Source organism: Enemella dayhoffiae (assembly GCF_002250625.1).
Classification (GTDB): domain Bacteria; phylum Actinomycetota; class Actinomycetes; order Propionibacteriales; family Propionibacteriaceae; genus Enemella; species Enemella dayhoffiae.
The window spans coordinates 303,373-314,732 of sequence record NZ_NMVQ01000023.1 but is presented as its reverse complement, the minus strand read 5'-3'; the positions used below and the strand labels follow the sequence as shown (position 1 = coordinate 314,732).

12 protein-coding genes and 1 tRNA gene are annotated in these 11,360 nt (G+C 67.8%); 2 read left to right on the top strand and 11 right to left on the bottom strand.

What is annotated here, in order from left to right; genetic code table 11:
- Positions 1 to 36 precede the first annotated feature (36 nt).
- The gene (locus CGZ93_RS18455) at positions 37 to 327 is read left to right on the top strand and encodes a hypothetical protein (RefSeq protein ID WP_141211198.1); all 291 of its coding nucleotides are present in this window, start codon (positions 37 to 39) and stop codon (positions 325 to 327) included.
- A gap of 529 nt (positions 328 to 856) precedes the next feature.
- Here the strand turns inward: CGZ93_RS18455 and CGZ93_RS12415 are convergent.
- Positions 857 to 929, bottom strand: a tRNA-Ala gene (locus CGZ93_RS12415).
- Between the two features lie 94 nt (positions 930 to 1,023).
- Between CGZ93_RS12415 and CGZ93_RS12410 the strand changes: the two genes are divergently transcribed.
- Positions 1,024 to 1,692, top strand: a complete 669-nt coding sequence (locus CGZ93_RS12410) for a class I SAM-dependent methyltransferase (RefSeq protein WP_176451747.1) — start codon at positions 1,024 to 1,026, stop codon at positions 1,690 to 1,692.
- Positions 1,693 to 1,882: 190 nt separating this feature from the next.
- Here CGZ93_RS12410 and CGZ93_RS12405 read toward each other — a convergent pair whose 3' ends face one another.
- From CGZ93_RS12405 to CGZ93_RS12365, 10 genes are all read right to left on the bottom strand, one after another.
- Positions 1,883 to 2,503 (bottom strand): histidine phosphatase family protein, encoded by a 621-nt coding sequence (locus tag CGZ93_RS12405; protein WP_176451746.1) that lies wholly within the window; start codon positions 2,501 to 2,503, stop codon positions 1,883 to 1,885.
- Positions 2,500 to 2,871, bottom strand: a complete 372-nt coding sequence (gene rsfS, locus CGZ93_RS12400; RefSeq protein WP_094364454.1) for a ribosome silencing factor — start codon at positions 2,869 to 2,871, stop codon at positions 2,500 to 2,502. The genes CGZ93_RS12405 and rsfS overlap by 4 nt, the downstream gene beginning before the upstream one ends.
- A complete protein-coding gene (gene nadD / locus CGZ93_RS12395; protein WP_094364453.1) occupies positions 2,868 to 3,521 on the bottom strand; it encodes a nicotinate-nucleotide adenylyltransferase in 654 nt (217 codons plus the stop codon). The genes rsfS and nadD overlap by 4 nt, the downstream gene beginning before the upstream one ends.
- Positions 3,522 to 3,534: 13 nt before the next feature.
- Entirely contained in the window at positions 3,535 to 3,675 is a 141-nt protein-coding gene (locus CGZ93_RS18975) for a hypothetical protein (protein WP_171196940.1), read from the bottom strand.
- 66 nt (positions 3,676 to 3,741) lie between these two features.
- Positions 3,742 to 4,989 carry a glutamate-5-semialdehyde dehydrogenase gene (locus tag CGZ93_RS12390; protein WP_094364452.1) on the bottom strand — a complete coding sequence of 416 codons (1,248 nt, stop codon included), beginning with the start codon at positions 4,987 to 4,989 and terminating at the stop codon, positions 3,742 to 3,744.
- Positions 4,990 to 5,290: 301 nt separating this feature from the next.
- The gene (locus CGZ93_RS12385; RefSeq protein WP_094364451.1) at positions 5,291 to 6,367 is read right to left on the bottom strand and encodes an ABC transporter ATP-binding protein; all 1,077 of its coding nucleotides are present in this window, start codon (positions 6,365 to 6,367) and stop codon (positions 5,291 to 5,293) included.
- Positions 6,364 to 7,437: an ABC transporter ATP-binding protein gene (locus CGZ93_RS12380; protein WP_229117411.1), complete on the bottom strand. Its 1,074-nt coding sequence runs from the start codon at positions 7,435 to 7,437 to the stop codon at positions 6,364 to 6,366. The genes CGZ93_RS12385 and CGZ93_RS12380 overlap by 4 nt, the downstream gene beginning before the upstream one ends.
- Complete coding sequence (locus CGZ93_RS12375; protein ID WP_094364450.1) at positions 7,434 to 8,426, bottom strand: ABC transporter permease; 993 nt, start codon at positions 8,424 to 8,426, stop codon at positions 7,434 to 7,436. The genes CGZ93_RS12380 and CGZ93_RS12375 overlap by 4 nt, the downstream gene beginning before the upstream one ends.
- Entirely contained in the window at positions 8,423 to 9,445 is a 1,023-nt protein-coding gene (locus CGZ93_RS12370) for an ABC transporter permease (RefSeq protein WP_094364449.1), read from the bottom strand. Before CGZ93_RS12370 ends, CGZ93_RS12375 begins: the two co-directional genes overlap by 4 nt.
- A gap of 78 nt (positions 9,446 to 9,523) precedes the next feature.
- Entirely contained in the window at positions 9,524 to 11,209 is a 1,686-nt protein-coding gene (locus tag CGZ93_RS12365) for an ABC transporter substrate-binding protein (RefSeq protein WP_229117410.1), read from the bottom strand.
- Positions 11,210 to 11,360: the final 151 nt, after the last annotated feature.

Sequence of the window (11,360 nt, the reverse complement as noted above, 5' to 3'; positions counted from 1 at the left end):
GGTCAGCGCGCTGGTGGCGTACTCGACCTTGGGAACGTGGTACGCACCACCCAATGGCGAAACGAGTCCTGGCAGGAAGTGCTGCCGTCGCTCTGCTCAACTGGTGGCGTAGCCGCTGCCTCAACGGCGACCGCCCACGCTGACGATCCTTGGGACAGGGCGGGCGGCCCGGCGTACGCGTATGGCTGCGTAGCATCAGCTCACGTCGACGTCGTCTCACGGACCTCCACCACCGTCACGTTCCGCCCGACCTACTGGGTCAACTGCGACAACATGAAGCCGGTGATCAATGTGAAGGGCGAGATCGGCGGGGCGGGCAACCGATGAAACACACTCCTCGTGTTGCCGCCTACGACTACAGCGTCCAGGCCAAGGGTGAGACATTTACCGTCCGTCGGGACTGCAGCAAGCGCCTGGTACTTCGGAACAAGGTCATGCTGTCCGCCGGCAGCGTTTCGGACCCGAACGATCCTCCGGGGGCTTTCGAACAGGAACTGACCTCACTCAGCTACCCAAAGGCCTGCTGACGCACGCCCAGGGTTGTCGAGCGACCCTTCGCTGGAGTGGGCGCGATCTGCGCCCACCTGGCCACTCGCATGGGTCGCCTCTCTGCAATTTCCCCGATGAGCTGGCAGCGTTCGCTTTTCCAATGCACACGGCAAACCTCAGGAATATGCCTCCGGCTCGCCCTCGGAGAAGTGCAGCCGGATGGCAACCGATATCGAGCCCCACATCATTCTCGAAACGTCTGTTCGCCGGAGCTGAGCGCGGCCGATGCATGGCTGTGTGCGTGGTCGGGGGTTACGGCCACCCCACGCCTCAGGTGGGACTGCGACTGACCAGCTACTTCAATGGGTGGAGCTAAGGGGATTCGAACCCCTGACCTCTTCCATGCCATGGAAGCGCGCTACCAACTGCGCCATAGCCCCGCGCTCGTCTCCGAGCAACCAGAGAAATATAGCGCGCGGCCCACGGCGGGACAAATCCGGGCCGGAGGCATACGCGCGTGGCATGCTCGGGGCTGTGAAGCACTTTGACGAGCGGGCGGCGACCTGGGACGACGATCCAGCCAAGCTGGCGCGGGCGCAGCGGACGGCCGCACTGCTGCGCGAGCACCTCCCCCTGAACGGCACCGAGCAGGTGCTCGACGTGGGTGGTGGGACCGGGCGGCTGAGCATCCTGCTCGCCGACGCAATCGCCGACGCGACCATCGCGGACACCTCGACCGGGATGATCGAGGCGGCCACCCAGAAGATCGACGCCGCGGGGCTGTCGGATCGGTTCCGCGCGGTGCTGCTCGACCTGACGGTGGACGACCTGCCCGAGGAACGGTTCGACGGGGCGTGGAGCCAGCTCGTGCTGCACCACGTGCGGGACGTGGATCTGTTGCTGCACAGGGTTCGCGAGGTGCTCAAGCCCGGAGCATGGTTTGCCGTGGTCGACCTCGACCAGGATGCCGACGGCGCCTTCCATGCGCACCTCCGCGAACACCATGATGGTCACGATTCCCACCAGGATGAAGAATTTCTGGTGCATGACGGGTTTGATCGGCACTCGTTCGGCGAGCGGATGCGCGCCGCCGGGTTCGAGCGGGTCACGGTGCACGACGGCGGTGTGGTGCGCAAGGAGGCTGGCAATCAGGACCGGGACTTCCCGATGTTCCTCGCCATCGGGCACCACTCCGCGGACTGAGTTTCACCTCGCGTGGTGAAGTTCACTTCGCGTGGTGCCGGTGATCCGCGAGGTGAACTTCGGCACGCGGAGTGACGTTCGGTACGCGAAGTGGCCTCGACCCTTCGACTCGCTTGTTCCTCCCTCGCTCAGCTCAGGGAACGTGGGGGCCGGTGGCTTCGACAGGCTCAGCAACCATACGAGTTCAGGCTCAGCCGGCGGTCTGGTTGTAGTGGGTGATGCGCCAGGGGTGGGCGAGCTGGCGGCTGTGGTCGATCACGATCCAGCCGCAGTTGTCCAACCCACCAAAGGCTTCCTTCAACGCCGCGGGTACGCCGACCAGTTCCAGCGCACCCACTTTGCCGGCCAGCCCGTGCATCACCACGGCCACCACCGCACCATCGGACGCCTGCTCGCCGATCTCCCGCAGCGCCTCGGCGACGCGTACCTCGACCTGGCGTACCGACTCCCCGGTCCGCCCGCGCACCACGTCCTCGCCGCGCGACTCACGCTCGAGCACGTCGCCGAACTCTTCCTGCAGCTCGGCGAGCACCCGACCCGACCACTCCCCCACGCCGATCTCGCGAAGTCGTGTGTCGGTTCGGATTCCGCAGCCGACCTGCGCCGCCAGCGCCTCGGCGGTGGCGTACGCCCGCTGCAGCGGTGACGCCCAGATCTCGCTCACTCCGAGAGCGGCGACCGCCGGCGCCGCCGCCGCGGCCTGCGCCAACCCGGTCGCGTTCAGCGGGATGTCCGCCTCTCCCTGCCAGCGACGTTCCAGGTTCCAGTCGGTCTGCCCGTGCCGCCACACCACCAACCGGTGAGCGGTCACGAGCGCTCCTCCACCCCGAGGTCGACCTTCGGGCAATCGCCCCAGAGTCGTTCCAGGGCGTAGAACTTGCGCTCCTCGATGTGCATCACGTGCACGACCAGGTCCAGATAGTCCAACAGCACCCAGCGGTTCTCACGATCCCCCTCGCGGCGGGTCGGGCGCTCGTCGAACTCCTCGCGCAACCGCTCCTCGATCGCGTCCACCACCGCACCGACCTGCCGATCACTCGCCGCCGAGGCGAGCAGGAACACGTCGGCGATCCCGAACTGCTCCGCCACGTCGAAGGCCACCTGCTCGGTCGCGAGCTTGTCCGCCGCCGCCTCCGCGGCGGCCCGGGTGATCGCGATCGCGTGCTCGGTGGCCGTCATGCTGTCCTCTCGGCGGCGTACAAACCGCGCTTGGTGATGTATTGCACGATCCCGTCCGGCACCAGATACCAGATCGGCTCCCCCTGCCCGACCCGCGCCCGGCAGGCCGTCGACGAGATCGCCATCGCGGGCACCTCCATCAGCGTCACCCGATCCGGCGGCAGGTGATCCACCGTTGGGGAGTTCAGCTCCACCCCCGGCCGGGACACCCCGACGAAGTGGGCCAGGTCGAACAACTCGTCGGCCCCCCGCCAGGTGAGGATCTGCCCCAGCGCGTCGGCACCGGTGATGAAGAACAGGTCCACGTCGTCACCGCGCTCGGCGCGCAGGTCCTTCAACGTGTCCACGGTGTAGGTGTCGCCGTCCCGCTCGATGTCCACCCGGCTGACCGTGAAATGCGGGTTGGACGCCGTCGCGATGACCGTCATCAGATAGCGGTCCTCGGCCGCCGACACCCGCCGGTCCTTCTTCTGCCACGGTACGCCGGTGGGGACGAACACGACCTCGTCCAGGCCGAACCGGCTGCCGACCTCGGAGGCGGCGACCAGGTGGCCGTGGTGGATCGGGTCGAAGGTGCCGCCCATCACGCCGAGACGATAACGAGAGCCGTCCGCATCGCCGCGTCGGCTCAACCCGGGCTTGTCACTCATCGGCCGGTACGCCTCAGGAGTGCGGTCTGCTGCCCCCGATGTGGGTCACGATCGCGAGCAGGGCCATCAGCAGAGCGAGGGCGATCAGGCCAAATCCCACGGCGGGGATCGGCAGGTGGTTCACACCCTCCGCGGCGGTCTCGAGCAGCAGCATGGCCGCAGACTACCGGAACGGCCGCCGTTCGCGCGCACCGCGGCACGATCGCGACCGGGCCGTTACTCACCCGCGCACCTGACCGGTGCCGGTGACCAGATATTTCGTCGACGTCATCTCCGGCAGCCCCATCGGCCCGCGGGCGTGCAACTTCTGGGTGGAGATCCCGATCTCGGCACCGAAACCGAACTCCTCACCGTCCACGAATCGGCTGGACGCGTTCACCAGCACCGCCGCGGCGTCCACCTCGGCCTGCCAGCGCCGGGCGCTGGCCAGGTTCTCGGTGACGATGGTCTCCGAGTGTCCGGTGCTGTGGCGGCGGACGTGCTCCAGCGCCTCGTCCAAGGAGTCGACAACCTTCGCCGACAGGTCGAGCGAGAGCCACTCCCCCTCGAAGTCGTCGTCGATGGCGGGCACGACCTGGTCGGCGCCGGCCAGCTCCGCGAACCGTGTCTCGGCGTGCACGGTGACCCCGTGCTCGCCCAGCGCCGCAACCGCCTTGGGCACGAAGCTCTCGGCCACGGACTGGTGCACCAGCAGGGTTTCCAGCGCGTTGCACACGCTGGGGCGCTGCACCTTGGCGTTCAGCAGGATTCGCAGGGCCTGCTCCTGATCGGCATCGGCGTCGACGAACAGGTGGCAGTTGCCGGTGCCGGTCTCGATCACCGGCACTTTCGCGCCCTCCACCACCGCGTTGATCAGCCCCGCACCACCGCGCGGGATCAGCACGTCGACCACGCCGCGGGCGGCCATCAGCTCGGCGGTCACCTCGCGTCCGCCGGTGACCAGTTGGATGCAGTCGGCCGGCAGCCCGGTGTCGGTGAGTCCCTGCTGCAGCGCAGAAACCACGGCGGTGTTGGAATTCAGCGCCGAGGACGATCCGCGCAGCAGCACCGCATTGCCCGACTTCAGCGCGATCCCGCCGGCGTCGGCGGTGACGTTGGGTCGGGCCTCGTAGATGATCGCGACCACGCCGAACGGCACCCGCACCTGGCGTACCTCCACGCCGTTGGCGTTGGTCCACCCGCGCACCACATCGCCGACCGGGTCAGGCAGCCCGGCCAGCTGCCGCAGGCCGGAAGCCATCCCCTCGAGCCGCGCACCGGTGAGCCGCAACCGGTCGACCAGCGAGGCGGCGGTGCCGGCCTGCTCGGCCGCGTCGGTGTCCGCGCGGTTGGCGGTCAGGATCTCCTCGCGGGCGGCGAGCAGGGCGTCGGCCATGGCGTGCAGGGCGCGGTCCTTGGTGGCCCGGTCGGTGGTGGCGAGCACCCGGCTGGCGGCGCGGGCTCGGCCCCCCTGTTCGGCGAAATCCATGCGGCCCAGCGTACGCCGTGATTCCCGCCGCACTGCGGCTGTCCGTGGCCCTTGCGGAATCGGCCGTACGCCGACCCGGGACGAGTCCTGGGGTCGGCATACGCTGCCTCGATCGAGCCACTCGGCTCAGCTGTTCATCCGGAACCCGACATGCTCACCAATCCCGTTGCGGTACTCGAAGGATTTGATTGCGCTCGTTCGTCTCACCAACCGTGCTGGTGATCGGACTCGCGGTGTTGACGGTCGGGGTGGCGGCCACTGTCGTGGTGGCTGCTCCGGCGTACCGGGCCCGCCGCGGAAGTCAGCCCCGGTGTTCCAGCGGCTCTGCGACCTGACCGTCCCGGGGCCTGATCTCGCCGGAGACGATCTGCTCCACGTAGTGGCAGGCGACCCGGCGACCGGGGCGTACCTCGCGCAGCTCGGGCACCTCGGAATCGCACCGGGTCTCCTGCCGCCACGGGCATCGGGTGTGGAAGCGGCAGCCGGCCGGCGGATTGGCCGGCGAAGGCAGATCGCCGGTGAGCAGGATCCGCTCGCGGCCGTCCTCCACCTCCGGATCCGGCACCGGGATGGCCGACATCAGCGCGATCGTGTAGGGGTGCAGCGGTTCGGCATACAGGTCGTCCGAGGGCGCCTCCTCGACCAGCCGACCCAGGTACATCACCCCGATCGAGTCGGAGATGTGGCGCACCACGGCCAGGTCATGGGCGATCACCACATAGGTCAGCCCGAACATCTCCTGCAGCCGCTCCAGCAGGTTGATCACCTGCGCCTGCACCGACACGTCCAGCGCCGACACCGGCTCGTCGGCGATCACCAGCTCGGGGTTCAGGATGACCGCGCGGGCGATCCCGATCCGCTGCCGCTGCCCGCCCGAGAACTCGTGCGGATATTTCGCCAGCGCCGAGCGCGGCATCCCGACCAGCTCCAGCATCTGCACGGCCTTGGCGAGGTATGCCTTGTCGGAGTTCTTGCCGAACTCCTCGGTGTCCTGCTCCGAAAGCCCGTGCACCTTCAGCGGTTCGAGCAGCAGCGACTGGATCGACTGGCGCGGATCGAGCGAGGACATCGGATCCTGGAACACCATCTGCATCCGCCGCCGCAGCCTGCGCAGGGTCTCCCCCTTCAACGCCGTGATGTCCGTGCCGTCGAAGGAGATGCTGCCGCCGGCGGTGTCCTCCAGCCGGAGCAGTGCCCGACCCAGGGTGGACTTGCCGCAGCCGGACTCCCCCACCAGCCCATAGGTACGCCCCCGCGGGATCCGCAGGTCGACCCCGTCGACGGCCTTGACGTGCCCGACGGTGCGGTCGAACACCAGCCCGCGGCGGATCGGGTAGTGCACCTTCAGGTCTTCCACCACCAGCAGGTCGTCGGTCATCGCAGCACCTCCTGGGTTTCGGCCACCTCGGCCGGATGGACGCACCGCACCCGATGCTCGAACCCCATCTCCGTCAACTCGATGTCGGCGGTCACACACGCGTCGGTGACGTGGCGGCAGCGCGGGGCGAACGCGCACGCCTTGGACCAGCTGATGGTGTCCCGCGGGGTGCCCGGGATCGGGGTCAACGGTTCACCGCGCGGCGCGTCCAGCCGCGGGATCGACGACAGCAGTCCCTCGGTGTAGCGATGCCGCGGATGGGCGAACAGGTCCTTGCGCGGGGCGTACTCGACGATCCGCCCGGCATACATCACGTTCACCTGGTCGCACAGCCCGGCCACCACGCCCAGGTCGTGGGTGATCATGATCATCGCCGTGCCCATATCGCGGACCAGCTCGGCGAGCAGTTCCAGCACCTGCGCCTGGATGGTCACATCCAGCGCGGTGGTCGGCTCGTCGCAGATCAGCAGCTTCGGCTTGCAGGCCAGGGAAACCGCGATCAGCGCCCGCTGCCGCATGCCGCCGGAGAGCTGGTGCGGATATTCGGTGAACCGGCGCGCCGGATCGGGGATGCCGCAGCGGTCGAGCAGGTCGATCGCCTCGTTCTTGGCGTCCTGGCTGGAGATCTTCTGGTGCGCGTGCAGCACCTCGGTGATCTGGGTGCCGACCGTGACGACCGGGTTGAGCGAGCTCATCGGGTCCTGGAACACCATCGCCAGTTCCTTGCCGCGGAGCCGGTTCAGCTCCCGGCCGGGCATGGTGAGCAGGTTACGGCCGCGATAGTTGGCCTCGCCGGAGATCTTCACCCCACGCTTCGGCAGCAGCCCCATCACCGCCATCGAGGACACCGACTTGCCGGAGCCGGATTCACCGACGATGCCGACCACCTCGCCGGGGCGCACGTCGAAGGAAACCCCGTCCACGGCGACGAACGGGGTCTGCCCGCGGCGGCCGAAACTGACCCGCAGGTCCTTCACGTCGAGCAGCACCTCGGCGCGCTGTTTACCCGCCCTGGTGGGTTTCTCGGTCGCCATCGGGTTGTCCACCTCCTGCTCCTCGGGGCCGGTCATCGTCGGGTCTTCGGGTCGAGGGCCTCGCGCAGCGCCTCACCGAGCAGGGTGAAGCCGAGCGCGGTGACCGCGATGCACAGGCCGGGCAGCAGGGTCAGGTGGGGGTCGGACTCGAGCCGCTCCTGCGCCTTGACCAGCATCCGGCCCCATTCGGCGACGGTCGGGTCGGGGGCGCCCAACCCCAGGTAGGACAGCGCCGCGACCTCGATGATCGCGGTAGCCAGCATCAGCGTCGCCTGCACGATCACCGGGCCCAGCGAGTTGGGCAGGATGTGGCTCATCACCACGGTCCGGTGCCGCAGCCCCAGCGAGGTGGAGGCCAGCACATAGTCCTGGCCGCGCTGTTTCAGCATCGAGGCGCGCAGCAGCCGGGCGAACACCGGCACCTGGGCGGCCGCGATCGCCACCATCAACGCCTCGGGGCGCCGACCCATCACCGCCGCCACCGACACCGCCAGCAGCAGCGCGGGGATGGACAGCAGGATGTCCACGAACCGCATCACCAGGGTGTCCACCCACCCGCCGAAGGCGCCGGCGAGCCCGCCGACCAGCGCACCACCGGCCAGCCCGAGCAGGGTGGAGACGACGCCGATGATCAGCGACTGCCGGGCGCCATAGATCAACTGGGTCAGGAAATCCGAGCCGAAGGAGTCCAGGCCCAGCGGGTGTTCGGGGCTGAAGTCGGGCAGCGTGGACGGGGTGATCTCGTTGGCCCACTCGGTGGTGGACGGCTTGTAGGGGGCGAGCAGCGGGGCCAGCAGCGCGACCGCGATGAACGCCACGACGATGATTCCGCCGATGATCGCCGACGGGTTGCGGCGCAGCCGCTGGAGGGCGCCCGCCCACAGGCTGGTGCCGGTCTCCTGGCTCTCGGTCTGCGGGCCCATCGCGTCGATCAGCGCCTGCGGGCGGCGGTCGGCAACGTCGGTGCTCAGCGCGGCCAGCTCGTCGGCGGCTGTGGCGTGCTCCTGCTTCGGGGTGTCGGTCATGACGCACGCATCCTCGGGTCGAACACCCCATAGAGCAGGTCGACCAGCAGGTTGACCAGGGCGTAGATGATCGCGATGAACAGGATGAACCCCTGCAGCACCGCATAATCCAGCGACGAGATCGCCTCGAACAGATAGGAGCCGATGCCGTTGAACGCGAACACGCCCTCGGTCAGCACGGCCCCGGAGAGCAGGTGCCCGGTCTGCAGACCGATCGTGGTGATGATCGGCAGCATCGCGTTCTTCAGCACGTGCCGACGGTTGATCAGCCCCTGGGCGAGACCCTTGGCGGTGGCGGTGCGCACGTAGTCCTCGCCCAGCACGTCGAGCACCGAGGCCCGGGTCATCCGGGTCACGGCGGCGAGCGGGATGGAACCGAGCGCGATGCCGGGCAGGATCAGGTGCTTGATCGCGTCCCAGGCCGCGTCGAACTCGCGGGTCATCAACCCGTCCAGGACATACAGGTTGGTGATGTGGGTCGCCTCGAGGCGTACGTTCTGACGACCGGAGGTGGGCAGGATCGCCAGGAACTCCAACCCGGGAATGCCGATCGCAAAAATCACCTTCAACAGATAGGCGAGCACGAACACCGGGATCACCACCCCGATCAGGGAGTTGGTGACCGCGATCGTGTCGAGGATGCCGCCGGCCCGCTTGGCCGCGAAATAGCCGAGCGGGATGCCGACCACCAGCGCGAACAGCAGCGCGGCAACGGAAAGCTCGATCGTTGCGGGGAACCGTTCGATGAACGTGCCGACCACCGGCTGACCGGTGCGCGGCGAGTTGCCGAAGTCGCCCTGGATCAGCTGACTGACATACTTCACATACTGCACCGGCAGCGGCTGATCGAAGCCATACTGCGCGTTGATCCGGGCCACCGCCTCGGGGGTGGCCTTGTCCCCGAGCAGCGCCGAGGCCGGATCTCCTGGCAGGGCACGCAACCAGGCGAACAGCAGCACGCTCAGCCCGATCAGCACGGGCACCATGAGCAGCAGCCGCCGGACGACGAATCTCAGCATGGGTGGTCCTCACACGCGGCCGCGGATGGGGTCGGTCGGACCCCATCCACGGCTGGGCGATTCACTGTAGGGACAGGATCAACGCTGGACGGTGACGGTGTTCCAGACCTCGTCCTGCACGGGGCTCGGGGTGTATCCCTTCACACCCTTGCCGAACGCCAGCGACGGGGCCGGGTGCGCCAGCGGCACCCCGGGCACGAAGTCGGCGATCTGCGCGTTGATCTTCTTGTACGCCTCGGCCTGCGCCTCCTTGGTGGGCAGCTGACGCGCGTCCTGCAGGGCCTTGAACAACTCCGGGTTGTCGAAGCCCCACTCGAGGCCCTTCTTGCCGAAGAAGACGCCGACGAAGTTGTCGGGGTCGTTGTAGTCACCGGTCCAGCCGAGGAAGTGGATGTCGCGCTTGGCCACGCCCTCGGGCTTGCGGGTCATGTCCAGGTAGTCCGGGCTCCACTTGGCGGTCACCGGTTCGACCTTGACGCCGACCTTCTCCAGCTGGCCCTTGATGGTGACGAACGAGTTCTCCGGGGTCGGCATGTAGGGCCGGGAAACCCCAGTGGGATAGGCGAACTTCAGGGTCAGGTTCTCCTGGCCGGCCTCCTTGAGCAGCTGCTTGGCCTTCTCCGGGTCGTACTTGTACGGGGTCACGCTGGGGTTGTAACCGACCACGTTGTCCGGCATGAACTCGATCGCCGTCTTGGTGCCTTCGGGCAGGCTCTGCTTGACCAGCGCATCCTTGTCGATCGCGTAGGAGAGTGCCTCGCGCACCTTCTTGTCCTGCAGCGCGGGGGTGGCCTGGTTGAAGGCGAGGTAGAAGATGGTGAACGGCTGGCGCTGCATCACCTGCAGGCCCTTTTCCTTCAGCGGTTGGATATCCGCCGGGGAGACCAGGTCGTAGCCGTCGATGTTGCCGGCCACCAGTTCCTGGGTGCGCGCCTTCGGGTCGGAGATGATCCGCACGATCGCCTTGGACACCTTCGCCTTCTCACCGTGATAGGCGTCGTTGCGCTCGAGCACGACCTGCTGGCCGCGGTCCCACTTGGCGAACTTGAACGGCCCGGTGCCGGTCGGGTGCTGGGTGGCGTACGCCGAGAAGCGCGGGTCCTTGGCGTCACCCTGCACGTCGTCGGCGTTGTACTGCTTCATCGCGGCCGGGCTCTGCATCGCGAACGCGGGCAGGGTCATCGCGTCGATGAACGCAGCGAACGGCTTGTTCAGCTTGATCGTGACCTCGGAGTCGGACTTCGCCTCGCAGCCGTCGTAGATGCCCGGGGTGCCGCCGGCCTCGGGGGTCTTGAAGCCCTGGAAGAGCTTGCCGTAGTAGTACGAGATGTTCTCGTTCTGGTTCAGGCCCTTCCAGTTGGCCCAGCGGTCGAAGTTGGCGCACACGGCGGCGGCATTGAAATCCGTGCCGTCGTGGAACTTGACCCCGGTCTTCAGGGTGAACGTGTGTGACTTGCCATCGCCGGCCGACTGCCACTTGGTGGCGAGCAGCGGCTCGAGTTCGGTGGTGCCGGGCTTGACCGAGACCAGGCCCTCGAACAGCTGGCGCGAGATGCGGAACGACTCACCGTCGGAGGCGAAGGCCGGGTCCATCATCACCGGGTCGGAGGAGCCGGCGAAGATGAACGTGTCGTTGCCGCTCCCGCCGGTGCCGCCGCTACCGCTGTTTCCTTCGCGCTTGCTCTCCGCGCAGGCGCCCATGCCCACGGTCAGCGCGAGTACGCCGACGGCCGCGATGGCCCGACGAAGATTGAGTTTCTGCACAGTTCCTACCTCGTTGGAGTGAAACGGGTCGTGACCTCGCTGCCCGGGTTTGGGCTGGCCCGACAGTAGCGCAGCACTGCCCGGGCCGGAACGAATTCGTTGGTCACGATTGGGTCAACCGGCCAGCGGGCTGGGCAATGGGTGCATTGTT

Excerpts from the sequence above, each read along its gene's own strand:
- CGZ93_RS18975 (WP_171196940.1), bottom strand. The coding sequence starts at position 3,675 with ATGCTGCTGCTCGAGACCGCCGCGGAGGGTGTGAACCACCTGCCGATC.
- CGZ93_RS12375 (WP_094364450.1), bottom strand. The coding sequence starts at position 8,426 with ATGACCGACACCCCGAAGCAGGAGCACGCCACAGCCGCCGACGAGCTG.
- CGZ93_RS12380 (WP_229117411.1), bottom strand. The coding sequence starts at position 7,437 with ATGACCGGCCCCGAGGAGCAGGAGGTGGACAACCCGATGGCGACCGAG.
- CGZ93_RS12370 (WP_094364449.1), bottom strand. The coding sequence starts at position 9,445 with ATGCTGAGATTCGTCGTCCGGCGGCTGCTGCTCATGGTGCCCGTGCTG.
- CGZ93_RS12390 (WP_094364452.1), bottom strand. The coding sequence starts at position 4,989 with ATGGATTTCGCCGAACAGGGGGGCCGAGCCCGCGCCGCCAGCCGGGTG.
- nadD (WP_094364453.1), bottom strand. The coding sequence starts at position 3,521 with ATGAGTGACAAGCCCGGGTTGAGCCGACGCGGCGATGCGGACGGCTCT.
- CGZ93_RS12385 (WP_094364451.1), bottom strand. The coding sequence starts at position 6,367 with ATGACCGACGACCTGCTGGTGGTGGAAGACCTGAAGGTGCACTACCCG.
- rsfS (WP_094364454.1), bottom strand. The coding sequence starts at position 2,871 with ATGACGGCCACCGAGCACGCGATCGCGATCACCCGGGCCGCCGCGGAG.